General features: G+C 72.2%; 23 protein-coding genes and 2 riboswitches. Of the genes, 10 read left to right on the top strand and 13 right to left on the bottom strand.

Features of this window, described 5'->3' with window-relative positions:
• The first annotated feature begins 37 nt into the window (after window positions 1–37).
• A complete protein-coding gene (locus B9B60_RS05910; protein WP_084450270.1) occupies window positions 38–253 on the top strand; it encodes a hypothetical protein in 216 nt (71 codons plus the stop codon).
• A 255-nt stretch (window positions 254–508) separates the two neighbouring features.
• On the opposite strand, the gene B9B60_RS05905 is transcribed toward B9B60_RS05910, so the two are convergent.
• Window positions 509–1,972, bottom strand: coding sequence for a sugar transferase (locus B9B60_RS05905; RefSeq protein ID WP_234993773.1), 1,464 nt, complete (start codon window positions 1,970–1,972; stop codon window positions 509–511).
• A 513-nt stretch (window positions 1,973–2,485) separates the two neighbouring features.
• On the opposite strand from B9B60_RS05905, the gene B9B60_RS05900 reads away from it, so the two are divergent.
• From B9B60_RS05900 to B9B60_RS05870, 7 genes are all read left to right on the top strand, one after another.
• Entirely contained in the window at window positions 2,486–3,460 is a 975-nt protein-coding gene (locus tag B9B60_RS05900) for a glycosyltransferase family 2 protein (RefSeq protein WP_084450411.1), read from the top strand.
• Between the two features lie 88 nt (window positions 3,461–3,548).
• A complete protein-coding gene (locus tag B9B60_RS05895; protein WP_084450268.1) occupies window positions 3,549–5,768 on the top strand; it encodes an NADP-dependent isocitrate dehydrogenase in 2,220 nt (739 codons plus the stop codon).
• 141 nt (window positions 5,769–5,909) lie between these two features.
• Window positions 5,910–7,433: a molybdopterin-dependent oxidoreductase gene (locus B9B60_RS05890; RefSeq protein ID WP_084450267.1), complete on the top strand. Its 1,524-nt coding sequence runs from the start codon at window positions 5,910–5,912 to the stop codon at window positions 7,431–7,433.
• A gap of 68 nt (window positions 7,434–7,501) precedes the next feature.
• Window positions 7,502–8,158, top strand: coding sequence for a fasciclin domain-containing protein (locus tag B9B60_RS05885; protein WP_084450266.1), 657 nt, complete (start codon window positions 7,502–7,504; stop codon window positions 8,156–8,158).
• 23 nt (window positions 8,159–8,181) lie between these two features.
• The gene (gene sigK, locus B9B60_RS05880) at window positions 8,182–8,799 is read left to right on the top strand and encodes an ECF RNA polymerase sigma factor SigK (protein WP_226282634.1); all 618 of its coding nucleotides are present in this window, start codon (window positions 8,182–8,184) and stop codon (window positions 8,797–8,799) included.
• Window positions 8,796–9,521, top strand: a complete 726-nt coding sequence (locus B9B60_RS05875) for an anti-sigma factor (protein WP_084450264.1) — start codon at window positions 8,796–8,798, stop codon at window positions 9,519–9,521. Before sigK ends, B9B60_RS05875 begins: the two co-directional genes overlap by 4 nt.
• An 89-nt stretch (window positions 9,522–9,610) precedes the next feature.
• Complete coding sequence (locus B9B60_RS05870; RefSeq protein WP_084450263.1) at window positions 9,611–10,606, top strand: malate dehydrogenase; 996 nt, start codon at window positions 9,611–9,613, stop codon at window positions 10,604–10,606.
• Window positions 10,607–10,679: 73 nt separating this feature from the next.
• Here B9B60_RS05870 and B9B60_RS05865 read toward each other — a convergent pair whose 3' ends face one another.
• The 7 genes from B9B60_RS05865 to B9B60_RS05835 form a co-directional block, all read right to left on the bottom strand.
• Entirely contained in the window at window positions 10,680–10,988 is a 309-nt protein-coding gene (locus B9B60_RS05865) for a DUF3017 domain-containing protein (protein ID WP_084450262.1), read from the bottom strand.
• The gene (locus tag B9B60_RS05860; RefSeq protein ID WP_084450261.1) at window positions 10,985–11,830 is read right to left on the bottom strand and encodes a bifunctional methylenetetrahydrofolate dehydrogenase/methenyltetrahydrofolate cyclohydrolase; all 846 of its coding nucleotides are present in this window, start codon (window positions 11,828–11,830) and stop codon (window positions 10,985–10,987) included. The genes B9B60_RS05865 and B9B60_RS05860 overlap by 4 nt, the downstream gene beginning before the upstream one ends.
• A gap of 5 nt (window positions 11,831–11,835) precedes the next feature.
• Window positions 11,836–12,834, bottom strand: a complete 999-nt coding sequence (locus tag B9B60_RS05855; protein ID WP_084450260.1) for a DMT family transporter — start codon at window positions 12,832–12,834, stop codon at window positions 11,836–11,838.
• Window positions 12,824–14,422, bottom strand: a complete 1,599-nt coding sequence (gene purH / locus B9B60_RS05850) for a bifunctional phosphoribosylaminoimidazolecarboxamide formyltransferase/IMP cyclohydrolase (RefSeq protein WP_084450259.1) — start codon at window positions 14,420–14,422, stop codon at window positions 12,824–12,826. The genes B9B60_RS05855 and purH overlap by 11 nt, the downstream gene beginning before the upstream one ends.
• 30 nt (window positions 14,423–14,452) lie before the next feature.
• Window positions 14,453–14,534: riboswitch (ZMP/ZTP riboswitch) on the bottom strand.
• A gap of 10 nt (window positions 14,535–14,544) precedes the next feature.
• Complete coding sequence (gene purN, locus B9B60_RS05845; RefSeq protein WP_084450258.1) at window positions 14,545–15,147, bottom strand: phosphoribosylglycinamide formyltransferase; 603 nt, start codon at window positions 15,145–15,147, stop codon at window positions 14,545–14,547.
• A 66-nt stretch (window positions 15,148–15,213) separates the two neighbouring features.
• Window positions 15,214–15,945: a hypothetical protein gene (locus B9B60_RS05840; protein WP_084450257.1), complete on the bottom strand. Its 732-nt coding sequence runs from the start codon at window positions 15,943–15,945 to the stop codon at window positions 15,214–15,216.
• A 132-nt stretch (window positions 15,946–16,077) separates the two neighbouring features.
• Window positions 16,078–17,226 (bottom strand): cell division protein PerM, encoded by a 1,149-nt coding sequence (locus tag B9B60_RS05835; protein ID WP_143445454.1) that lies wholly within the window; start codon window positions 17,224–17,226, stop codon window positions 16,078–16,080.
• A gap of 128 nt (window positions 17,227–17,354) precedes the next feature.
• On the opposite strand from B9B60_RS05835, the gene B9B60_RS05830 reads away from it, so the two are divergent.
• Window positions 17,355–17,861 carry an RNA polymerase sigma factor gene (locus tag B9B60_RS05830; RefSeq protein ID WP_084450255.1) on the top strand — a complete coding sequence of 169 codons (507 nt, stop codon included), beginning with the start codon at window positions 17,355–17,357 and terminating at the stop codon, window positions 17,859–17,861.
• Entirely contained in the window at window positions 17,854–18,723 is an 870-nt protein-coding gene (locus B9B60_RS05825) for a hypothetical protein (RefSeq protein WP_084450254.1), read from the top strand. Before B9B60_RS05830 ends, B9B60_RS05825 begins: the two co-directional genes overlap by 8 nt.
• A gap of 156 nt (window positions 18,724–18,879) precedes the next feature.
• Here B9B60_RS05825 and ribH read toward each other — a convergent pair whose 3' ends face one another.
• The 5 genes from ribH to B9B60_RS05800 all read right to left on the bottom strand — a co-directional run bounded on the left by ribH (window position 18,880) and on the right by B9B60_RS05800 (window position 23,482).
• A complete protein-coding gene (gene ribH / locus B9B60_RS05820; protein WP_084450253.1) occupies window positions 18,880–19,350 on the bottom strand; it encodes a 6,7-dimethyl-8-ribityllumazine synthase in 471 nt (156 codons plus the stop codon).
• Window positions 19,347–20,594, bottom strand: a complete 1,248-nt coding sequence (locus B9B60_RS05815; RefSeq protein ID WP_084450252.1) for a bifunctional 3,4-dihydroxy-2-butanone-4-phosphate synthase/GTP cyclohydrolase II — start codon at window positions 20,592–20,594, stop codon at window positions 19,347–19,349. Before B9B60_RS05815 ends, ribH begins: the two co-directional genes overlap by 4 nt.
• Window positions 20,591–21,202 carry a riboflavin synthase gene (locus tag B9B60_RS05810; RefSeq protein WP_084450251.1) on the bottom strand — a complete coding sequence of 204 codons (612 nt, stop codon included), beginning with the start codon at window positions 21,200–21,202 and terminating at the stop codon, window positions 20,591–20,593. Before B9B60_RS05810 ends, B9B60_RS05815 begins: the two co-directional genes overlap by 4 nt.
• A complete protein-coding gene (ribD, locus tag B9B60_RS05805; RefSeq protein WP_084450250.1) occupies window positions 21,202–22,293 on the bottom strand; it encodes a bifunctional diaminohydroxyphosphoribosylaminopyrimidine deaminase/5-amino-6-(5-phosphoribosylamino)uracil reductase RibD in 1,092 nt (363 codons plus the stop codon). Before ribD ends, B9B60_RS05810 begins: the two co-directional genes overlap by 1 nt.
• Window positions 22,294–22,437: 144 nt before the next feature.
• A riboswitch (FMN riboswitch) is annotated at window positions 22,438–22,567 on the bottom strand.
• A 93-nt stretch (window positions 22,568–22,660) separates the two neighbouring features.
• Window positions 22,661–23,482, bottom strand: coding sequence for a lysozyme (locus B9B60_RS05800; RefSeq protein ID WP_084450249.1), 822 nt, complete (start codon window positions 23,480–23,482; stop codon window positions 22,661–22,663).
• Window positions 23,483–23,605: the final 123 nt, after the last annotated feature.

Raw genomic sequence — 23,605 nt, 5'->3', positions numbered from 1 at the left:
GCGTCACCCCTGCAGGTGCCTGACCCGCCGGGTACTCGTGGACGATCTCCCCGATCGCGGCATTCCCATCGGGCGGGATCGCGGCGATGATCGACTCCTCGCTGCCCTCGGTCTCGTCCTTGATCAGGTCGATGCGGCCCACGACCTGGAGGACCCCGCGCGGGCCCCGGGCGAGGCCCTCGCAGAGCACCTCGACGGCGACCTTGCCGTCGCTGGTCGGCTGGTACCCGGCCAGACCGCGGTAGAAGCGTGAAAGGTCGGCGCCCCGGTGCCGTAGTCGTGCCGGTGGAAGACCTCGTTGACGGTGCGCACGTCGTGCGGGTGTGGAGGAGCGTCACCAGCTCCGTGGGCGAGCGCAGCTCGGACCGCCACGGATGTGCTGCGGGTCCCCCGGACGTACCCCAGCAGCGAGTCCACCGGGTGGCGGCTCGTCAGAAGCGTCGACCACACGCCGCGGTAGTTGCGCGGCCAAGGGGGGCACTCCAGCGACGACGCCCGTCCCTGGGCATCAGTACGCCCCGTCCTTGGTGACGACGGCGTGGAAGGTCCGCCAGAGGATGACGAGGTCCTGCGCGACCGACCAGTTTTCGACGTAGTAGAGGTCGAAGCGCACCGACTGCTCCCAGGTGAGGTTGCTGCGGCCGTTGATCTGCCACAACCCCGTCATGCCCGGCTTGACGAGGAGCCGACGGTGCGCATCGTGCTCGTAACGTGCCACCTCCGAGGGCAGCGGCGGGCGCGGACCGACCAGGCTCATGTGCCCAGTGAGGACGTTGAAGAGCTGGGGCAGCTCGTCGATCGAGTACCTCCGGATGTAGCGCCCCACCGGAGTGATGCGCGGGTCGTCCTTGAGCTTGAAGAGCACCCCGCGGTCGACCTCGTCCGGGGTGCGCTGGCGCAGCTGGTCGAGCCGGTCCTCGGCGTCGACCGCCATCGAGCGGAACTTCGTCATGCGGAAGGTCCTGCCGTCGAGCCCGACCCGCTCCTGCCGGAAGAAGACCGGCCCACCGTCCGACAGCCTGATCAGGGCGGCGACGACGACCAGCAGCGGCGAGAAGAGGAGGACGAGGGCGAGCGCCCCGACCCAGTCGATGGTCGACTTCAGCACCAACCGGGGGCCGGAAAAGCTCGGCGCCTCGACGTGCAGGAGCGGCAGACCGGCTACGGGCCGGGTGAGCACCCGCGGACCGGCGATCTCCGTCAGACCCGGGGAGACCACCAGCTCGATGCCGCTGCCCTCGAGCGCCCACCCGAGCCGCCGCAGGCCTCCGGCGCCGAGGGCGTGCGTGTCGGCGCAGGCGACCACGTCGACGCCGAGCTCGATCGCCACGCGCGCCCCCTCGCGCTCGGTGCCCAGCACCGGCATGTCGGCCAGGCCATCGGGGGCCGCCGCCGTGCACACCCCGATGACGCGGTACCCGGCCTCGGGCACGGTCGCGAACGTGTCGACGAGGTGACGCACCGTGCTCGGGTCACCGACGACGAGGACGTCGTGGCTGAGGTCACCCGCCGACCGGCGGTGACCCAGCCAGGCGCGCCAGACCCGACGAGCGGCCCACAGAACGATGATCCCTGCCGGGAGCGCGAGCAGGATGTAACCGCGCGCGACCTGCACCTGGAGCGCGAAGGCAGCCATGGCCACGACAGCGAAGACCCGCAGCGTGGCCGTCGCGATGAGCCGGTACTCCACGGTCCCGTGCCCAAGGACGTGCATGTCGTAGACGCCGTGGAAGCGCAGGGCGAGCCACCACGCAAGGATGAGGAGGATGCTGAACCACGTGTAACTGATGGTGACGTCGCCACTCGTCGCCGCGACGTCGGTCCGGCCGTCGATGCCGAATCGGACGACCTGCGCACCGAAGGTGGCCCAGGTGATGACGAGGAAGTCGGTCAGGGCAAGCAGTCCCTGGAGCGGTCGGAGTGCTGCCCGGCCCGCGCCGACGCCGGGAGCCAGACGTGGCAGGCCGACCACGGTCAAGCTCGCGGGTTGGTCAAGGATGCGGCAACCGGACCGTCGGCCAGCCGGATGGCCTCGGCCATCCGGCCCCGAGACGCACCTGCCTCGACAGCACGGCGGCGCAACTCCTCGAGCCGGGCCGACGCGGCTGCACCATCGCCAGGAACTGTCTTGCGGCCGCGGAGACGCAGGAACGACATGCCTGCCCCGTAGGCCACGACCGGCACGGAAGCCCACCCCAGGAACACCATCAACTCGATGTGCACGAACTCGCCTCCCCAGCGAAGTGTCGAGGGGCGGTCTGTCCGCCCCGAGCTCGTGGACCTCCCCGGCCACGATCTCGAGAAGGAACTTTACCGTTCACTTACCATCCTTGCCATACCTTGACCACAATTTTCGTGTGACCTCCGTCGCCCGCCGAAGATCGTCTACGACGGCTCGCTCGTCGCACGACCCCCGGGTGGCGGCACCGCAGCCGAGGTTGAGATGCTGCGGGCACCACAAGCGACGTCGGCGGAGGCCCTGACCATGAAGGTGATCGTCCAGATCCCCTGCCTCGACGAGGAGGCGACCCTCCCCCTGGTCCTCGCGACGATCCCGACGCACATCCCCGGCGTCGACACCATCGAGACCCTCGTCATCGACGACGGCTCCAGTGACCGTACCGCAGACGTCGCCCGCGAGCTCGGCATCACGCACCTCATCCGGCACAGCCGGCCGCTCGGACTGGCCCGCTCCTTCCGTGACGGTGCCGACTTCGCCCTGCGTCACGGCGCCGACATCCTCGTCAACACCGACGGCGACAACCAGTACCCGCAGGAGCGCATCGGCGACCTCGTCGAGCCGATCATCGCCGGCCGCGCCGACATCGTCGTCGCCGACCGGCAGACCGCCACGATCGCCCACTTCTCCCCCTTCAAGCGGCGCATGCAGTCCTTCGGGTCGGCCGTGGTCAACCGGGCCGCGAGCACCGACCTGCCCGACGCCGCCAGCGGCTTCCGCGCCTACTCCGCCGCCTCCCTCATGCGGCTGAACATCGTCACCGAGTTCTCCTACTGCATGGAGACGATCATCCAGGCCGGCCACAAGCGGCTGGCCATCGAGTCCGTCCCCGTCGTCACCAACGACAAGACCCGTGAATCGCGGCTCTTTACGAGCATCTGGCAGCACATGGCCAAGTCCGCATCGGCGATCGTGCGCTCCTTCATCATGTTCAAGCCGCACGCCTTCTTCGGGATCGTCGGCAGCGTCCTGCTCGTGCTGGGGCTCATCCCCTTCGTCCGCTTCCTCGTCCTGGCCGCGATGGGCGACTCGGCCGGCCACATCCAGTCGCTGATCTTCGGCACGACCCTGCTCGTCGGCGCCCTCTTCAGCTTCGCGCTGCTCATCCTCGCCGACCTGCAGCGCACCAACCGTGTGCTCCTCGAGGAGACGATCGAGCAGCTGCGCCTCATCCGCTTCGGCCCACCACGCATCCCCCCGGTCCACGACGACCGGGGGTGACCTCCCTTCGTCGGACCGCGGGACGCGACCGGCCCGACCCGTGGGAGGATCAGGGGAGACCCACCCCACACCCCACGGAGGGACACACATGACCGCGAAGATCGTCTGGACCAAGATCGACGAGGCGCCGGCACTGGCCACCTACTCGCTGCTCCCGATCGTCCAGGGCTTCACCTCGGGCTCCGGTGTGGAGCTGGAGACGAGCGACATCTCGCTCGCCGGCCGCATCCTCGCCCAGTTCCCCGACCGGCTGACCGACGAGCAGCGCGTCGCCGACAACCTCGCCGGGCTCGGCCGGCTGGCCAAGACGCCCGAGGCCAACATCATCAAGCTGCCCAACATCTCGGCCTCCGTGCCGCAGCTCAAGGCAGCGATCGCCGAGCTGCAGGGCCAGGGCTACGACCTGCCGGACTACCCCGACAACCCGAGCACCGACGAGGAGCAGCAGGTCGCCGCGGCCTACGCCAACGTCCTCGGCTCCGCGGTCAACCCCGTCCTGCGTGAGGGCAACTCCGACCGCCGCGCCCCGCTCGCGGTCAAGAACTTCACGAAGAAGCACCCGCACAAGCTCGGCCCGTGGACCGCCGACAACAAGGCCCGTGTCGCCTCGATGAGCGAGGGCGACTTCTACGGCAACGAGAAGTCCATCGTCTCCCCCGCCGACGACACCCTGAAGATCACGCTGACGGCCCAGGACGGCACCGAGGCCGTCCTCAAGGACTCCGTCCCGGTGACGAAGGGGGAGATCGTCGACGCGACCTTCATGTCGGCCAAGGCGCTGCGCGCCTTCTACGACGCCCAGATCGAGGCCGCCCGCGCCGAGGGCCTGCTGCTGTCGCTACACCTGAAGGCGACGATGATGAAGGTCTCCGACCCCATCCTCTTCGGCCACGGCGTCGCTGCATGGCTCGGCGACCTCGTCGACAAGCACGCCGCGTCCTTCCTCATGGCCGACGTCGACCTGCGCTACGGCCTGGCCTCGCTCTACACCCAGCTCGACAAGCTGCCGGCCGAGACCCGCGACGCGATCCGTGCCGACATCGACGCCCTCGCCGAGCGCCGCCCCGCGCTGGCGATGGTCGACTCCGACAAGGGCATCACCAACCTCCACGTCCCCAGCGACGTCATCATCGACGCCTCGATGCCGGTCGTCATCCGCGACTCCGGTCAGATGTGGGACGCCGAGGGTGGCCAGCAGGAGACCCTCGCGATGATCCCCGACCGCTCCTACGGCCCGATGTACGCCGCGGTCATCGAGGAGCACAAGCGCAACGGCGCCCTCGACCCGTCGACCATCGGCAGCGTGCCCAATGTCGGCCTCATGGCCCAGAAGGCCGAGGAGTACGGCTCGCACCCGACGACCTTCGAGATCCCGACCGCCGGCACCGTCACGGTCACCACCTCGGCCGGCGAGGTTGTCCTCGAGCACGCCGTCGAGGAGGGCGACATCTGGCGGATGAGCCGGGTCAAGGACATCCCCGTCCAGGACTGGGTCAAGCTGGCCGTCACCCGCGCCCGCGCGACCGGTGCCCCGGCCGTCTTCTTCCTCGACGAGGCCCGCGCCCACGACGCCCAGATCATCGCCAAGGTCAAGGAGTACCTGCCGCAGCACGACACCGAGGGCCTCGAGATCAAGATCCTCTCGCCCGTCGATGCGGTGACCTTCTGCCTCGAGCAGATCCGCGCCGGCAAGGACGCCATCTCGGTCACGGGCAATGTCCTGCGCGACTACCTCACCGACCTCTTCCCGATCCTCGAGCTCGGCACGAGCGCCAAGATGCTCTCGATCGTCCCGCTCCTGGCGGGCGGCGGTCTCTTCGAGACCGGTGCCGGCGGCTCCGCGCCCAAGCACGTGCAGCAGTTCGTCAAGGAAAACTACCTGCGCTGGGACTCCCTGGGTGAGTTCTCCGCGCTGGGCGCCTCCCTCGAGCACCTCGCCACGCACTTCGACAACCCCAAGGCGCAGGTCCTCGCAGACACCCTCGACACGGCGATCGCCACCTTCCTCGAGGAAAACAAGAGCCCGGCCCGCAAGCTCGGCTCGATCGACAACCGCGGCAGCCACTTCTACCTCGCCCTCTACTGGGCACAGGCGCTGGCGGCCCAGGACACCGACGCCGAGCTCAAGGAGCGTTTCACCCGCGTCGCCGCCGAGCTCGGCGACAACGAGGCGAAGATCAACGACGAGCTCATCGGCGCGCAGGGCTCGCCGGTCGACCTCGGTGGCTACTACAAGCCCGACGCCGCCAAGGCGTCGGCGGCGATGCGCCCGAGCGCGACACTCAACGCCATCATCGACAGCCTCTGAGCTGACGACGAGGCGAAGGGGGGAGGTCCGGTGGACCTCCCCCCTTCGTGACGGCCGCGGGCGGCCTCCTCAGGACGGCGCCCTTCGTCGTCCCGGGCGGACCGACCCATCCGTCACCCCGGGCAGCGCCGAACCCCCTCCATGAGTTCTCGGTCCGCACTCCCCGCCGCCTGCGGCGTCCTCGCGGCAGGCCTCGGCACGGCCGCTGCCCACCTCGTCGCGGCCCTGACCTCCCCCGCGTCGTCGCCGGTCCTCGCCGTCGGCAGCCAGGTCATCGACGCGACCCCGACCCCGGTCAAGGAGTGGGCGGTCGGCACCTTCGGCACGGCCGACAAGCCGATCCTCATCGGCTCGGTCGCCGTCGTCTCCCTGCTCCTCGCGGCCCTCGCGGGCACCGTGCGGCCACGCTCCCGGCTGGCCTCGACGCTGCTCCTCCTGCTGCTCACCGGCCTCGCCGGCGCGGCCGCGGTGCTGCGGCCCACCGCCGACGACGTGGCCTGGCTCCCCGCCCTCGTCGCGGCCGTCGTCGGGATCCTGACGCTCGACCTGCTCGTCGCCCGGGTGCTGCCCTCGGGCTCCGCCCACGCCGACCCCACGCACCCGACGCGACGTCGGGTCGTCGCCCTCGGGGGCACCGGCGCCGCCGCGCTGGCGATCGGCGGCTCAGGGCAGGCGCTCGTCGCCCGGTCCGCGCCGCCCACGCTCACCCTGCCGCGACCGACGCGGCCCCTGCCCGCCCTGCCGAAGGGGGTGGACGTCGGCAAGTCCGGGATCTCCCCCTTCGTCACGGCGAATGCCGACTTCTACCGGATCGACACCGCACTCCTCGCCCCGCGCGTCGACCCCGGCGAGTGGTCGCTGACGATCGACGGTGACGTGCCACGTGAGGTGACGATGGACATCGACGAGCTGCTCGCCACGCCGATGGTCGAGCGCGACATCACCCTCAACTGCGTCTCCAACGAGGTCGGCGGCCCCTACATCGGCCACGCCCGCTGGCTCGGCGTGCCCACTCGCGAGCTGCTCGCCCGCGCCGGACTCGACACCGACCCACGCGACCCCGACCTGCAGGTGCTCTCGACGTCGACCGACGGCATGACGATCTCGACGCCGCTCTCGGCCCTCCTCGACGACCGCGACGCGCTCGTCGCCGTCGGCATGAACGGCGCCCCCCTGCCCCGCGAGCACGGCTTCCCCGCCCGCCTCGTCACGCCCGGGCTCTACGGCTTCGTCGGCGCCACGAAGTGGCTCACCCGCATGACCGTCACCCGCTACGACGCGGCGAGCGCCTACTGGACAGACCGCGACTGGGCGACCGACGGCCGGGTGCGCACCCAGGCCCGGATCGACACGCCCCGGGCGCTGCGTCGCATCCCGCCCGGCCGCACCGTCATCGGCGGCGTCGCCTGGGCACAGCGCCGCGGCATCGAGCGGGTCGACGTGCGCGTCGACGACGGCGAGTGGCGCCGGGCGACGCTCGGCACCGAGGCGGGCGTCGACTGCTGGCGCCAGTGGTTCCTGCCGTGGAACGCGACCCCGGGTCGGCACGACCTCACCGTGCGCGCCACCGACGGCACGGGCGAGGTGCAGACGCGTCAGGAGGCCACTCCCTTCCCCGCCGGCGCCACCGGCTGGCACTCGATCGCCGTGACCGTGACGGACTGACCCATCCGCACGCCCGACGGCTCCGAATCCCTTGTCGCACAGCCACCCACGATGACCGGAGGCACGACATGTCCCGCATGACCACGACCCGCACCGTCGCCCTGCTCGCCGCAGCCGCGCTCCCCTTCGCCCTCACCGCCTGCGGTGACGACACCGACACCGGCAGCTCCGCGAGCTCGTCGAGCAGCTCGGAGTCGATGGGGTCCGACGACTCGATGTCCTCGTCCACCGACGCCGCCGAGGCGGGCGCCCCCTTCGGCGAGGGGTGCGCATCCGTGCCCGAGGACGGCAAGGGCTCCTTCGACGGCATGTCGACCGACCCGGTCGCGACCGCCGCGAGCAACAACCCGCTCCTCAAGACGCTCGTCAAGGCCGTCACCGAGGCCGACCTGGCCAAGACGCTCAACTCCTCCGAGGACATCACCGTCTTCGCCCCGACCGACGACGCCTTCGCCGCCATGGACCAGGCCACGCTCGACAAGGCGATGGGTGACCCCAAGGGCCTGCTGACGACGGTGCTCACCCACCACGTCGTCGAGGGCCGCCTCGCTCCCGAGGACCTCGCCGGCACCCACGAGACCCTCGCCGGCGACAAGATCACCGTCAAGGGTTCGGGCGAGGACTTCACCGTCGGCGAGGCCAACGTCGTCTGCGGAGACGTCCAGACCGCCAATGCCACGGTCTACATCGTCGACTCGGTCCTCATGCCGACCGCCAAGAAGTAACCTGATCCGTCACCATGGACCTCGTGCCCCCTCCCCGTGAGCAGGACCCGCCGGACGCCCGCACGGCCTCCGAGCGGGAGCCTGCCCACGGGGGCCACGACCGGCTCGCCCACCGCCTCAAGCAGGTGGCGAAGGGGGACGAGGTCGCCTTCGCCGCCGTCTACGACGAGACAGCTCCCCGACTGCACGGTCTCGTCCTGCGGATCCTGCGCAACCCGGCGCAGTCCGAGGAAGTGACCCAGGAGGTCTACCTCGAGGTGTGGCGCCGGGCCAGCCACTTCGACCCGCGGCGCGGGTCGGCGATCGGCTGGCTGCTCACGATGGCCCACCGCCGCGCCATCGACCGGGTGCGCTCGAGCCAAGCCGCCGCGGTCCGCGACGACGGCTGGCACGCCCGGTCCCGTGAGGTCGACTTCGACACCACCGCGGAGACGGCGACGGCCCGCATCGAGGCCGCCCGGGTGCGCTCGGCCCTCGACGGGCTGACCGCCAACCAGCGCGAGGCCGTGAGCCTGGCCTACCTGGGCGGCTACACCCACACGGAGGTCGCGAGCCTCCTCGACCTACCACTCGGCACCGCCAAGACACGTATCCGCGACGGACTCATCCGTCTGAGGGACCAGCTGGGAGTGACCCCATGAGCGACGACCTGCACAGCCTCTCCGGGGCCTATGCCCTCGACGCCCTCGACGACGACGAGCGCGCCGACTTCGAGGAGCACCTCGCGCGCTGCCCGGCCTGCCGCGACGAGGTCGACTCCTTCGGCGCGGTCACTCCGCTGCTCGCCGAGACGGTCGCGGTCACCCCGCCGCCGTCACTGCGGGACGACATCCTGGCCCGGGCCGCTCAGACCCGTCAGGACCCGCCGCCCGCCGCGCACCCCACGCCCACCCACGCCGAGGACGAGGCGCAGGTGCTCTCCCTTCGCCGGCGGGCGCGGCGCCGCTGGGTCGCCCTCGCCGCGGCTGCCGCCCTCCTCGTCGGCGGCGGTGTCACCTGGCAGGTCGTCGACCGCGCCACCACGAGCATCTCCGAGGAGGTCGCGGCGGCACCCGATGCGCGCACCCAGGAGGTCACCACCGCCGACGGCGGCACGGTCCGGGTCGTGCGCTCCGAGCGCATGGGCAAGGCCGTGCTGCGCGTCGAAGGGCTCGCCGACCCCGGCGACGGGCACGCTTACCAGGCCTGGCTGCAGGACCCCTCGGGCGCCATGACCTCCGCCGGGATGGTGCCCGGCACCGACGGCGAGATGGTGCTCGAGGGTGATGTCACCGCAGCTGAGGGCGTCGGCCTGAGCGTCGAGCCCACTGGAGGGTCCCAGCAGCCGACGACCGACCCCGTGGCACTCGTGGCGCTGGGCTGACGGACGCCGGTGACACCGGCACCCCGCCTCGGAGTAGGGTCGAGACCGTATCTGCTCCCCAATCACCGCACGAAGGGGTACGACTTCTCGTGAGCACCACTCCCGTCAAGGTCGCCGTTACCGGCGCCGCCGGCCAGATCGGCTACAGCCTTCTCTTCCGCATCGCCAGCGGGTCGCTCTTCGGCCCCGACACCCCGGTCGAGCTGCGACTGCTCGAGATCACCCCGGCCCTCAAGGCCCTCGAGGGTGTCGTCATGGAGCTCGACGACTGCGCCTTCCCGACCCTCGCCGGTGTCGAGATCGGCGACGACGCCGAAAAGGTCTTCGACGGCGTCAACCACGCGCTGCTCGTCGGTGCCCGCCCCCGCGGCCCGGGCATGGAGCGCGGTGACCTCCTCGAGGCCAACGGCGGCATCTTCGCCCCGCAGGGCGCGGCCCTCAACAAGGTCGCGGCCGACGACGTGCGCGTGACGATCACGGGCAACCCGGCCAACACCAACGCCCTCATTGCGATGAACAACGCGCCCGACATCCCCAACGAGCGCTTCAGCGCCCTGACCCGCCTGGACCACAACCGGGCGATCAGCCAGCTGTCCGCCAAGCTCGGCGTGCCGGTCACCGAGATCAAGAAGATGACGATCTGGGGCAACCACTCCGCCACCCAGTACCCCGACCTCTTCCACGCCGAGGTCTCCGGCAAGAACGCCGCCGAGGCCGTCGGTGACCAGGAGTGGCTCGAGAGCACCTTCATCCCGACCGTTGCCAAGCGCGGCGCCGCGATCATCGAGGCGCGTGGCGCCTCCTCCGCGGCCTCCGCCGCCTCGGCCACCGTCGACCACGCCCGTGACTGGGCGCTCGGCACCCCCGAGGGCGACTGGGTCTCGATGTCGGTCTGCTCCGACGGCTCCTACGGTGTCCCCGAGGGCCTCATCTCCTCCTTCCCCGTCACGGTCAAGGACGGCAAGTGGGAGATCGTCCAGGGCCTCGAGATCGACGACTTCTCCCGCGGCAAGATCGACGCCTCGGTCGCCGAGCTCGCCGAGGAGCGCGACGCCGTCACCAAGCTCGGCCTCATCAAGGGCTGACGCCAGCACGGCTCACGAAGGGGGCCCGCCGCACCAGATGGTGCGACGGGCCCCCTTCGGTGTCCGCTCAGGATCAGCGGGCCGAGAGATCGAGGGTGAAGCCCGAGACGAGGACAGCGACACCCAGGACGACGAGGGTGATGACGTCGACGAGCGGCCCGCGCACGGCGATGCCCCCCATGGTCGACCCGCGCACGGTCACCCGCAGCAGGGCCGCGAGCAGCAGGCTCCCCCCGAGGCAGAGGGTCGCCCTCAGCACGTGGTCGGTCGCGAGGAAGAGCATGGCCACGGCGACCCCGGCCGCCACGACCCACCACGCGGCGAGCGCCGGTACGTCAAGGGGAGGCCTGGCCGGAACCGTCGGTTGCTCGGGCTCGCTCATCGCAGCTGCTGCTCCGCGGCCTCGACGACATTGGTCAGCAGCATCGCGCGGGTCATCGGGCCGACGCCCCCGGGGTTGGGGCTGATCCACCCGGCGACCTGGGCGACGTCGTCGGCCACGTCGCCGGCGATCTTGCCGTCGACGCGGCTGACGCCCACGTCGAGCACCGCTGCGCCCGGCTTGACCATGTCGGCGGTGATGATGCCCGGCACGCCAGCGGCCGCGACGACGATGTCCGCCTGACGCACCTCGGCGGCCAGGTCACGCGTGCCGGTGTGGCAGGAGACGACGGTGGCGTTCTCGCTGCGGCGGGTGAGGATCAGGCCGAGCGGCCGCCCGACGGTGATCCCCCGGCCGACGATCGCGACGCGAGCGCCGGCGATCGGCACGTCGTGGCGGCGCAGCAGCTCGATGCAGCCCATCGGGGTGCACGGCAGCGGGGCCGGCTCGCCGAGGACCAGCCACCCGAGGTTGGTCGGGTGCAGCCCGTCGACGTCCTTGGCCGGGTCGACCGCCGAGAGGATCCTGTTCTCGTCCAGGCCGGTCGGCTGCTGCACGAGGAAGCCCGTGCAGGCCGGGTCGTCGTTGAGACCGCGCACGACCTCGAGGACCTCGTCGAGGGTCGCGGTGCCCGGCAGGTCACGGCGGATGCTCGTGATGCCGATCTCGGCGCAGTCCTTGTGCTTCGCGGCGACGTACCACGAGCTCCCGGGGTCGTCGCCGACGAGCACGGTGCCCAGACCGGGGGTGATCCCCTGGTCCTTGAGCGCCGCCACCCGCGTGGCGAGCTCGGTCTTGATCGACGCGAGTGCCGCCTTGCCGTCGAGGATCTGTGCAGTCACGGATCTCATCCTTTCACGAGGGTCGAGGGGTCGGGTGCGGTCCGCGTGGGGCGGGCGAACCACCCGGCGACGGTGGCCGCGGCCAAGGTCACGCCGGCTCCGAGGGCCATGACGAGGGTGACCTCGTGGCCGGACGTGGGCACGGCCAGATCGATCGCCAGGGCCGAGAGGATCTGTCCGCTGAGCAGGGCCAGACCGAAGACGAGCACACCCAGGTGCTGCACGGCCCACGCGGCCACGGCGATGAAGACCACGCCGATGCAGCCGCCCCACCACGCCCACCACGGCACGCCAGCGAAGGACACCGGCTCATAGGCACCACGCAGCCACTGGACGCCGAGGAAGACGACGAGAAAGGCGGTGCCGGTGAGGAAGTTCTGCCCCGTCGTCGCAAGGACGTCACGGCTGACGAGGTTGACCCGGCCGTTGACCCCCTGCTGCATCGCGAGGCCGGCGCCGGCCACCACCGCGAGGACGACGGGAAGGGGGGAGAGTCCACCTTCGCCCAGGGAGCCGGAGACGGTCACGCCCACGCCGGCGACGGCGAGGACGGCCGCGATCACCCGGCTGGGCAGGATCGGGCGGCGTCCACCGGGACCGATCCCGAGCCGGTCGACGAGCAGGCCGGTGGCCGTCTGGCCGGCGACCGTCGCGACGGTGAAGATCGCGACGCCCACGAGCGGCACCGCCGCGGTCTGGATGGCGACGAAGAACCCGCCGCCGACGCCGCCGAGGCACTGCCACCAGCGCAGCCGCTCCTCGCGAAGGGCAGCGGCGATGCGGCCGATGCCGCGACGGACCCGGGCCGACAAGAGCGTCGCGAGCCCGAGCAGGACCAGCCCGGAGCCGAAGCTCCACACCGCCGCCTGCGCGGGCGCGCCGAGCACCGACGAGACCTCGCCGTTCATCCGCGACTGGGCCGACATGCCCCACCCGCTGACGAAGGCCAGGATGAGCGCCAGCCGGTACCGGCTCGCGGGCGCCCGGGGTGCGTCAGTGGGCAAAGTGGCGGGTACCGGTGAAGTACATCGTGATGCCGGCGGCCTGCGCCGCAGCGACGACCTCGTCGTCGCGGACGGACCCACCGGGGGCGACGACGGCGCTGACGCCGGCGTCGAGCAGCACCTGCAGCCCGTCGGCGAAGGGGAAGAAGGCGTCCGAGGCGGCGACAGCCCCCTTCGCCCGCTTCTCGCCCGCCCGGCTCACCGCGAGGTGGCAGGAGTCGACGCGGTTGACCTGACCCATGCCGATGCCGACCAAGCCCTGGTCCTTGGCGAGCAGGATCGCGTTGGACTTCGTCGCGCGCACCGCGCGCCAGGCGAAGGCGAGGTCGGCGAGGGTCGCCTCGTCGGCAGCCTCACCGGTCACGAGCGCCCAGTCGCTCGGGTCGTCGCCGTGGCCCTGGGTCGGCTTGTCGTCCCCCTTCGCCTCGACGACGCCGTCGAGGGCATCGCGCTGCTGGACGAGCAGGCCACCTGAGACCGGCCGGGTCTCGACGCCGCCCGGGGCAGGAGTCGCGACCTTGAGCAGGCGACGGTTCTTCTTCTCCTTGAGGATCTCCAGCGCGTCCGGCTCGAAGTCGGGCGCGACGACGACCTCGGAGAAGGTGTCGTTGAGGGCCGTGGCCATCGCCGCGGTCACCGGGCGGTTGGTCGCGACGATGCCGCCGTAGGCGGAGACGGGGTCGCACGCGTGGGCGCGCTCGTAGGCGACCTCGATGCTCTCCCCCACCGCGATGCCGCACGGGTTGGCGTGCTTGATGATCGCCACGGTCGGCTGGTCGCCGTGGTCGTGGGCGGCGCGCAGCGCGGCGTCACCGTCGATGTAGTTGTTGTACGACATCTCCTTGCCGTGCAGCTGCTCGGCGCCGGCGATGCCGCCCCCGCCCTCGGCGACGTACAGCGCGGCGGCCTGGTGCGGGTTCTCGCCGTACCGCAGGCCGGACTTCTTGGCCCACGTGCCACCGACCCAGCCGGGGAAGGGCGTCTCGTCGCTCGGGCTGACGACCGAGCCCATCCACGTGGCGACGGCCACGTCGTAGGTGGCCGTGTGGACGAAGGCGTCGGTGGCCAGGCGCTGGCGCTGGGCGAGGGTGAAGCCGCCACCGCGCACCGCCTCGAGGACGTCACCGTAGGTCGTGGGGTCGGTGACGATCGCGACGGAGGCGTGGTTCTTGGCCGCGGCGCGCACCATGGTCGGGCCGCCGATGTCGATCTTCTCGATGCAGTCCTGCACGCCTGCACCGGAGGCGACGGTGTCGGCGAAGGGATAGAGGTTGACGACGACGAGGTCGAAGGGGGCGACCTCCAGCTCCTCGAGCTGCCGCACGTGGTCCTCGAGCCGGGTGTCGGCGAGGATGCCCGCGTGGACCCGCGGGTGGAGGGTCTTGACCCGGCCGTCGAGGCACTCGGGGAAGCCGGTGAGGTCCTCGACCTTGGTCACCGGGAGGCCGAGACCGGCGATCGTGGCGGCCGAGCCGCCGGTGGAGACGAGTTCGACCCCGGCGTCGGCGAGCCCGCGGACGAGGTCCTCCAGGCCGGTCTTGTCGAAGACGGAGACGAGGGCACGGCGGACGGGACGGCGGTCTGACACGAGTACTCCTGGAGGGTCGCTGCGGTGCGGTGGGTGCACCCAGGCGGGCGATGCACCTCGACTTGTCTCACTCCCCGGTGGTGATCCACCTTCGCCAGTCGTGTGCCCCCGAGTCTAGATGCTCAGCCGATGTGCACCCGTCGTCCCTCGACCCGCCAGCCGCCGGTGGCCATGGCGGTGACGACGTCGACGAGCATCTCGCGCTCGACGACCTTGATCCGCTTGTGCAGCGTCTCCTCGGTGTCGTCGGGCGCGATCGCCACGGTGCGCTGCTCGATGATCGGCCCGGTGTCGACGCCGGAGTCGACGAGGTGGGCGGTCGACCCGGTGACGGTCACGCCGTACGCGAGGGCATCGCGCACCCCGTGGGCACCGGGGAAGGCGGGCAGCAGCGCCGGGTGGGTGTTGACGAAGGTGGCGGCGGCCAGGGCCTGCGGCCCGAGGATCTTCATGAAGCCGGCCGTGACGACGAGGTCGGGCGCGTGCTCGGCGATGCGGGCGGCGAGCGCCTCGTCCCACGCGCCGCGGTCGGCGTGGTCGCGCACCGCCTCGACGAAGGTCTCCACCCCGGCCGACCGCGCGCGCTCCAGGCCGGCGCACTCCTTGTCGGCGCCGACGGCGACGACCTGCGCGGGCAGGGTGCCCGCGGACTGGGCGTCGAGCAGGGCCTGCAGGAGGGACCCGGAGCCGGAGACGAGGACGACGAGACGAAGGGGGGCGCTCACCCCGCGAGTCTAGGTCGCGTGGGTGAGCGCCCCTCGTCGTCCCGGGGACGAGACCCGTCGTCGACGTCAGACGAGCGTGTACCCGCCGGTGCTGATCGTGAATCCCTGGCCATCGACCGTGCACCGCACGTGCTCCCGGGTGCTCGTGCACCGGGCGCCACCGACGTTGAGGCTCTTGCCATAGGGCAGGACGGCCTGCCCGTTGCCCGCGGTGCCGAAGGACTCCTGCCACCACAGCCGCGCCTGCTCGGAGTCAGCTCTGCCGGTGGCGACGACGTCACTCACGCAGCCGACCTGCGCACCTCCGTCACTGCTCACGTGCATGCTCGTGCCGGTGTCCCACTCGCAGTCGGCGGCGACGTCATCGGCGACGGGGAAGGTGGCGCCGACGAGGTCGCACCGCACCTGGGTGGTGCCCATGGCGGTCATGTGACAGCTGATCCTGCCGCTCGGCGAGACGAAGAGCGCTTCGGAGTCCCGGGTCGTCAGCTCGTCGCCGCCGCCCGACGGTGCGGACGCGTTGGCATCGGGCGGCACGGTCCCGGGTTCGCTCGGATCGGCCGGCGCCGCGGAGGGCCCGCTGCTGCTGGGCGCGGCCGGGGCCGCGGTCGACGTGGCGCTCGCGGCCGGGGAGGCAGTCTGCGTCGTCGTCGCCGAGGTGGTCATCTGCGAGCGCTCGGTCACCGTGGTCTGCGACGCCGGGTCCCCGGCCTGGTCGGAACCGCCACAGGCTGCGAGCGAGAGCGCGGCGATGGCGGCGGCCGCCACGGTCATGATCGGTCGGGTCCTGCGGTTCATCGGAGTGCCCCTGTCCTGCGGCTCCCCCTGCGGGGCCGCTCACCCCAGCAGACGGTCGGAGCCGCGATCCGGTTGCATCACGAGTCGGTCACGGCACCCGGGACCGCTGCGGCAGGACGAAGGGGGATCCGCTCAGCGGCGCAGGACCCACCAGTCACGGGCGAGAACGGCCAGGGCGCCCAGCCCCAGCTCGAGCAGCAGCACGAGCATGAGCGGCAGCGCGGGAGCACCGAGGTCGCTCAGGCGCACCGCACCGATCGAGCCGCCGCCGAGACCGTCGAGCACGGCCACCCCGACGGCGGCGACGAGGACGGCGGTGGCGACGGCCGCGAGCTTGGCCTGGGTGGGGGCCAGACGCGGCACCTCGCGGAGGGCCCAGCGGGCGACGAGGACCCCGACGACCACGGGCAGCAGCACCAGGAGCCGGGTCACCCACGGCAGGTCACCGGGCTGGGGCTGGGCGGCGAGCACGGGCACCATCGGCAGCAGCCCGGCCTCGGCCCCCGACCAGGTGGTCATCGCCCCGCCGGCGGTGGCGACACCCGGGCCGGCGGCGAAGGACAGCGCCCAGATGCCGAGGTTGGGCAGCAGCAGCAGCTGGAGGAGCACGAGGAGCAGGCCGCCGAAGAAGCCGGCCTCGAGCTCGGACTGGATGTGCCCGACACGGCCCAGGTGGATCGCCGTCGCGACGACGACGAGCAGGGAACCCATTCCGACGAGGGTGGCGGCCCCCTTCGCCCCGGGCCGCAGGCCACGACGCAGCGCGAGCGGCGCGCTCGCCCACCGCTCGGCGACCGGCTCGGGCAGGCCGTGCGCGAGGAGCAGGCCGACAACCGGCACGACGACGAGGGGTACGGGCAGGCTGGTCCAGCCGGGAGTGGCCGGGGAGAGCTGACCGAGCAGTGCGGCGACGAGACCGAAGAGCGCGTACCCGCCGACCCAGGCGCCCTGCAGCCGCGGCTCGGACTCGTCGGGCAGACCGCGACGGGCGCCCCACCGGGCGAGCAGCACGAGCAGGAGGGTGCCGAGCAGCGGGGTGAGGGCGAGGACGCCCTCGCCCACGTGCAGGCGGCCGCCGCCGAGGACGAGCCACAGCAGGCTGCCCGAGCCGAGCACGTCACCGAAGCTCGCGGTGGCCCGCGGTACGGCCAGACCGGCGAGGACGACGAGCAGGACGGTGACGCACCACCCGGCGGCCGCGGTCGCCGCGCCGGCGCCCGCAGCCCGCACCTCGGGCCGCTGGCGGGTAGCGTCGTGCCCGGTCGTGGCCGACCGGATCATCTCCATCACCGTCACACCCCCATCGTCACCGACGACGCGGGGCCGGTGGTGGAGGCAAGCCGAGGCTCGGCAAAAGATTTCGGGATCGGGGGCAACCGAGTGCCCCCCTGACGCGTCTGGAGGGGTGAATGAAGGGAGGCGAAGCATCGGCGGAGGCCGAGTTCGACGACTTCTACCGCTCCACGGCGCAGCGCGTCGTGCACCTCGTCTATGCCTCGACGGGCGACCTCGAGCTGGCTCGGGACTCCACCCAGGAGGCCTTCGCCAGGGCGTGGCAGCGGTGGGACCAGGTCCGCGCCACGGACGAGCCGGGCGCCTGGGTACGAACCGTGGCACGCCGCATTGCGATCTCCGCATGGCGCAAGGACACCAACCGGACCAAGGCGATGGAACGCCACGGCGAGGGCTCCGCCCCCACCGCTCCCAACGAGGACCGCGTGGCGGTCGTGGCTGCCCTGCGCACCCTCGGTCCGGACGTGCGCGAGACGCTCGCCCTGCACTACCTCACCGACCTCTCCGTGGAGGAGATCTCCCGCCAGACCGGCACCCCGCCGGGCACCATCAAGGCGCGCCTGCACCGCGGGCGCGCGCAGCTCGCCAAGATCCTCGCCGACAAGGAGGCCCACGATGACTGACCGTCACGACCCGCCGTGGGACCCCGAGGACGACGAGCTGGTCCGGGCGGCGCTCATGTCGCTCATGGACGACGTCCGCGACGAGCCGCTGCCCGAGCCCGCCTTCATCCGCGCCCGGGCCGAGGGCTCGAGGGACCGGGAGCACGACGCCACCGGCACCGTCGTCGAGCTCGGCCGCCGCCGGCGCCGGACCTTTGCGGTCGTCGCCGGCGTGGCCGCCGCCGCACTCGTCGCGACCTCGGCCGCGGTGATCGTCGTGGACCGACCCGGCACCGCACCCGCCGGCACCACGACCGTCACCGCCACCGACGATGCGATCGCCCTGCTCGACTCGCAGGAGTGGAGCGCCGCGCTCGGGCTCGACGTGACCAGCACCCGTTCGTCGGCCGACCCGCAGGGCCAGTGCTTCCAGACCCCCGAGAGCGGGTCCTGGGACCGACGCGTCTCCACGCTCGCCGACGGCCGGGTCATCGCCGGGCAGTGGATCGGCACCTCGACCACGAGCACCGACGCCCCGACCGACGCGGTCGACGAGGCCGTCGCCCGCTGCGAGGAGACCTACACCGTCTCCTCGCGCATCACCGAGCAGCTGCCGCTCACCACCGGCGACGCGACCTACCGCTCGTGGCACGCCACCGGCCCCGACGGCTCGACCTACTGGTGGGTCGAGGCCTCACGAGGTCGCACGACGACCTTCCTCACCGTCGCCGAGCTCGACGGCATGACCTACTCGAGCGACGAGATGCGCAACCTCGCCAAGGCTGCGCTGGGCGACGTCGACCTGGTGACCGACACGGGCTGGATGCCGGGTGACGGCGTCAGCACGACGACCGGCCCGGACGGCGCCGAGATCACCTACTGACCGCAGCGACAGCCGCGGCGATGCACTCCCGGCGAGCACGGCAACGCCGACCCGGGAGCAGGGGGGATCGACCGGGTCGGCGCTGTGTCGCCAACGGTAGGCCCGGGGAGGACTGCACGTCACTCCCCGGACCCCACCGTCCGGATGTGTCCTGCGTCACCCACGCAGGGAGCGCAGGGTGAGCGCGGTCGACACCGCGGCCTCCGCCGCCTCACGCCCCTTGTCCTCGCGCGACCCCGGCAGCCCGGCACGGTCGAGGGCCTGCGCGTCGTCGTCGCAGGTCAGCAGGCCGAAGCCCACCGGGGTCCCGGTCTCGATCGCCACCCGCGACAACCCGTCGGTCGCCGCGGAGCAGACGTAGTCGAAGTGCGGTGTGCCACCGCGGATCACCACCCCCAGGGCCACGACCGCGTCGTGGGTCCTCGCCAGCTGCGCCGCGACGACCGGCAGCTCGAAGCTGCCCGGCACCGGGACGAAGGTCGGCTCGATGCCCGCCTCGCCCAGCGCGGCCCGCGCGCCGGCGACGAGGCCGTCCATGACCTGGGTGTGCCAGCTCGACGCGACGATCGCGACCCGCAGGTCGCTCGCGTCGCCGAGGTCGATCCGAGGTGCTCCGTGCCCGCTCATCGGGTGCTCCCTTCGTCGTGGGTCTCCGGCAGCCACGGGAGGTCGTGGCCCATCCGGTCGCGCTTGGTGCGCAGGTAGTGGAGGTTGTCGCTGGTGATGCTCGGCGGCAACGGCTCCCGGCCGGACACCTCGATGCCGAGCGAGGTGAGCGCCTCGACCTTCGCCGGGTTGTTGCTCAGCAGGCGCACGGTGCCGAGCCCGAGGTCGCGCAGCACCTGGGCGGCGTGCGTGTAGTCCCGCGCGTCGACGGGCAGGCCGAGCTCGGAGTTGGCGTCGACGGTGTCGGCGCCGGCGTCCTGGGCGGCGTAGGCGCGCAGCTTGTCGACGAGCCCGATGCCGCGACCCTCGTGGCCGCGGACGTAGACGATGACGCCGGCCCCGGCCCGCACGACGGCCGACTGGGCCGCCTCGAGCTGCGGGCCGCAGTCGCAGCGCTTGGAGCCGAAGACGTCTCCGGTCAGGCACTCGCTGTGCACCCGCACGAGGGGGGTGCCCTCGCTGATGTCGCCGTGGACGAGCGCGATGTGCTCGCTGCCGTCGACACCGCTGCGGTAGCCGTGGGCGGTGAACTCGCCGTGCACCGTCGGCAGCCGCGTCGAGACGACCCGCTCGACGAGCGCCTCGGTGCGGCGGCGCAGGTCGACGAGGTCGGCGATGCTCACCAGCGGCCAGCCTCGCTCGTCGGCGAGCCGGCGCAGCTGCGGCAGCCGCGACATCGAGCCGTCCTCCTCGACGACCTCGCAGATGACGCCGGCCGGGCGGCGGCCGGCGAGCCGGCACAGGTCGACGGCGGCCTCGGTGTGCCCGCGGCGCACGAGGACACCCCCGTCACGAGCCCGAAGGGGGAAGACGTGGCCCGGGCGGGCCAGGTCCTCGCGACCGGTCGCCGGGTCGGCGAGCAGCCGCGCCGTGCGGGCCCGGTCGGCGGCGCTGATGCCGGTCGTCACACCCTCGCGCGCGTCGACCGAGATCGTGTATGCGGTGCCCTTGGCGTCCTCGTTGATCGCCGTCATCGGCGGCAGGGCGAGGCGGTCGAGGTCCTCCCCCGTCATCGCGACGCAGATGACCCCGCTGCCGAGGCGCACGGTGGCACCCATGAGCTCGTCGGTCGCGGCGTCCGCGGCGAAGATGATGTCGCCCTCGTTCTCCCGGTCGGCGTCGTCGACGACGAGCACCGGGCGACCGGCGGCCATGGCCTCGATGGCGGTCTCGATCGGGTCGAGCAGGCTCTCGTCGTGGCTCATCGTGCGTCCTTCGTCCCGAGCGCGAGGGTGCGCTGCACGTACTTGCCGAGGATGTCGACCTCGACGTTGACCCGGTCGCCGACTCCCTTGCGGCCCAGGGTCGTCAGCTCCATGGTCGTCGGGATGAGGGCGACCTCGACGTGGTCGTCGCCGACCGCGGTGAGGGTCAGGCTCACCCCGTCGAGACAGATCGAGCCCTTGTCCACGACGAAGGGGGCCAGCTCGGGCGCGAGCGAGAGCCGCACCTCCTCCCAGCGATCCCCCGGGCGTCGCTCGGTGATCGTCGCGGTCCCGTCGACGTGCCCCTGGACGAGGTGCCCGTCGAGGCGCGCGCCGAGCACCATCGCCCGCTCGAGGTTGACCACGTCGCCGACCGCGAGGTCGCCGAGGACGGTGCGGCGCAGGCTCTCGGCCATGACGTCGAAGGTGACGACTCCCCCCTTCGCCTCGTGGTCGGTGACGGTCAGGCAGGCGCCGTTGACGGCGATCGACGCCCCGTGGGCGACCTCGGTGGTCGTCACCTCGCCACGGACGGTGAGCCGGCTGGAGTCGGCGCCCGGCTCGATGGCGACCACCTCCCCGAGCTCCTCGATGATCCCGGTGAACATCAGCGCTCCCTCCTCACGGTGGCGGTGACGGCGACGTCGTCGCCGAGGCGGGCGACGTCGGTGGTGGTGAGGCGCAGCGCCTCGGTGATGGTCGTGATCCCCGCGTCCGCGAGGACCGGCGAGCCGGCCCCGAGCAGCGCGGGGGCGATGTGGGCGACGACCTCGTCGACGAGGTCGTCGGCGACGGCGGACGCGGCCAGTCGCGCGCCGCCCTCGAGCAGGACGGAGTGCACCCCGCGCCCGTGGAGGGCCGTGAGCAGGGCCGCGAGGTCGAGGCTCCGCTCCCCCGCCGGCAGGGCGAGCACGTCGACCCCGGCCGCGGTGAGCCGGGCCACGTCGGCGCCCTCGGCGACGACGACGAGCGTCGGCGCGACGTCGTCGAGGACCCGGGCGGTGAGCGCGATCTCGGCGCGCGGGTCGAGGACGACGCGCAGCGGTTGGGTGACGTCGTCGAGGCCGCGGACCGCCAGGTGCGGGTCGTCCGCGCGCAGGGTGCCGGCGCCGACGAGGACGGCGTCACGCTCGGCGCGCAGCCGGTGGACCGCCTCGCGGGCCGTCGCGCCGGTGATCCAGCGGCTCGTGCCGTCGGCGGCCGATGTGCGTCCGTCGAGGGTCGTGGCGAGCTTCCACGTCACCCACGGCCGACCGGTGCGCACGGCGTGCAGCCAGGCCCGGTTGCCGTGCTCGGCCGCCTCTCGGCCGACCCCCTCGACGATCTCGACACCGTTGCGGCGCAACAGGTCCGCTCCCCCGCCGGCGGTCTCGGTGGGGTCGGGGACGGCGACGACGACCCGGGCGACGCCGGCGGCGAGGAGGGCGCTCGTGCAGGGGCCGGTGCGACCGGTGTGGCGGCAGGGCTCGAGGGTGACGACGGCGGTGCCGCCGCGTGCGGAGTCTCCGGCGGCAGCCAGCGCCTCGACCTCGGCGTGGGGGCCACCGGCCCGGGAGTGCCACCCTTCGCCCACGACGGCACCGGCCGCGTCGAGGACGACGCACCCGACGACGGGGTTGGGGGCGGTGCGACCGAGGCCGCGCGCCGCCAGCTCGACGGCGCGGGTCATGGCCCACTCGATGGTGACCGGTTGCTGCATCTGCCTCTCCGTGGTCCGACGCGGACCACGGAGCACAGGAAGGCACGCCGATGGCGTGACGACGACGTGGGACCACCGGGCAGCCGGTGACGACCGCACCGGACGGTCACCCGACAGGGAGCCCGCACGGCACGGCCCACGCCGTCGCGTGCTGCCTCCCATCCGGACTTTCACCGTCGGTGCTGGAGTTCCACCAGCTCAACCCGGCCTCGAGAGGACGGGCTCGCGGACTGTTACCGCCGGCTCGGAATTACACCGACCCCGGAGCACGCGTACGACTGAACTCGTACGCGCATCAGGCTACTCCCCTCACGGGTCGGTGCCATCGTGGGTCTCACCACACGGCACCGGCCCGGAGGATGTCACGTCAGTTCTTCGCGAAGTAGCGCAGCCGGTCGAGCGAGCCGTTCCAGACGTTCTGATCGATCGGGCTGTCGGTGTACTGCCAGAAGGAGTAGGTGCCCCAGCCGGTGGGCAGCGTGCCGACGCTGCTGGAGTAGCGGGCGATCCACAGCGGCGACTTCGCCGCGAAGCTCGTGTCGTGGCCGACGCACTCGTTCCACCAGTTGGTGTTGGTGTAGATCACCGGGTAGCGGCCGGTGCGCGCCTTGTACTGGTTGAGGAAGGAGTTGATCCAGGTCCGCATGCCGCTCTGGGTCAGTCCGTAGCAGGTGCTGCCGTAGGGGTTCCACTCGACGTCGAGGACGCCGGGCAGCGTCTGGCCGTCGGCGGACCAGCCGCCCCCGTGGTCGACGAAGTAGTTGGCCTGGGTGGCGCCCGAGGAGGTGTTGGGCAGCGCGAAGTGGTAGCTGCCGCGGACCATGCCTACGTTGTAGGAGCCGTTGTACTGCTGGGCGAAGGAGGGGCTGGTGTAGCCGGTCCCCTCGGTCGCCTTGACGTAGGCGAAGCGCTTGCCGGCATTCCACTGCGCGGTCCAGTCGACCGAGCCCTGCCAGTTGGACACGTCGATGCCCGGGACGCCCGCGGGCGCGGCCACGGTTGCGCTGCTGCGCGCCGTCGGCTGCTGCGAGCGCTCCTTCCACCCCATGCGCGCGTCGCCGGGCTCGGTGATGCCGGCCGCCTTGGCCTCGGGTGTCGGGCGGTCCTGGGTGGGTGCGGCCGAGGCGGTCGTGGCCGTGAGGGCGGTCGCCGCGAGCAGCGCGGCGAGCACGGTGGTCGTGCGGGACATGGAGGTCTCCTGGCGTCGGGTGCGGGCCGCGGCAGGCGGCCCGCGTGGACCCTAGGGACCGCAGGTGACGAGGGGCCCACGAACTCCCCTCGCTGCGGTCAGACCTTCGTCAGGATCTGCCGG

This window comes from Janibacter indicus, assembly GCF_900176385.1.
In the GTDB taxonomy this organism is placed as follows: domain Bacteria; phylum Actinomycetota; class Actinomycetes; order Actinomycetales; family Dermatophilaceae; genus Janibacter; species Janibacter indicus.
The sequence above is the reverse complement of the archived record's forward strand: the minus strand, read 5'-3'. Positions and strand labels throughout refer to the sequence as shown.

Bases quoted from the DNA above. Each gene is read 5' to 3' on its own strand.
- B9B60_RS05900 (WP_084450411.1), top strand. From the start codon at position 2,486: ATGAAGGTGATCGTCCAGATCCCCTGCCTCGACGAGGAGGCGACCCTC.
- B9B60_RS05840 (WP_084450257.1), bottom strand. From the start codon at position 15,945: ATGAACCGCAGGACCCGACCGATCATGACCGTGGCGGCCGCCGCCATC.
- ribD (WP_084450250.1), bottom strand. From the start codon at position 22,293: ATGCAGCAACCGGTCACCATCGAGTGGGCCATGACCCGCGCCGTCGAG.
- B9B60_RS05875 (WP_084450264.1), top strand. From the start codon at position 8,796: ATGAGCGACGACCTGCACAGCCTCTCCGGGGCCTATGCCCTCGACGCC.
- B9B60_RS05825 (WP_084450254.1), top strand. From the start codon at position 17,854: ATGACTGACCGTCACGACCCGCCGTGGGACCCCGAGGACGACGAGCTG.
- ribH (WP_084450253.1), bottom strand. From the start codon at position 19,350: ATGAGCGGGCACGGAGCACCTCGGATCGACCTCGGCGACGCGAGCGAC.
- B9B60_RS05830 (WP_084450255.1), top strand. From the start codon at position 17,355: ATGAAGGGAGGCGAAGCATCGGCGGAGGCCGAGTTCGACGACTTCTAC.
- B9B60_RS05890 (WP_084450267.1), top strand. From the start codon at position 5,910: ATGAGTTCTCGGTCCGCACTCCCCGCCGCCTGCGGCGTCCTCGCGGCA.
- B9B60_RS05865 (WP_084450262.1), bottom strand. From the start codon at position 10,988: ATGAGCGAGCCCGAGCAACCGACGGTTCCGGCCAGGCCTCCCCTTGAC.
- B9B60_RS05815 (WP_084450252.1), bottom strand. From the start codon at position 20,594: ATGAGCCACGACGAGAGCCTGCTCGACCCGATCGAGACCGCCATCGAG.
- B9B60_RS05810 (WP_084450251.1), bottom strand. From the start codon at position 21,202: ATGTTCACCGGGATCATCGAGGAGCTCGGGGAGGTGGTCGCCATCGAG.
- B9B60_RS05895 (WP_084450268.1), top strand. From the start codon at position 3,549: ATGACCGCGAAGATCGTCTGGACCAAGATCGACGAGGCGCCGGCACTG.
- B9B60_RS05885 (WP_084450266.1), top strand. From the start codon at position 7,502: ATGTCCCGCATGACCACGACCCGCACCGTCGCCCTGCTCGCCGCAGCC.
- B9B60_RS05800 (WP_084450249.1), bottom strand. From the start codon at position 23,482: ATGTCCCGCACGACCACCGTGCTCGCCGCGCTGCTCGCGGCGACCGCC.
- B9B60_RS05835 (WP_143445454.1), bottom strand. From the start codon at position 17,226: ATGATCCGGTCGGCCACGACCGGGCACGACGCTACCCGCCAGCGGCCC.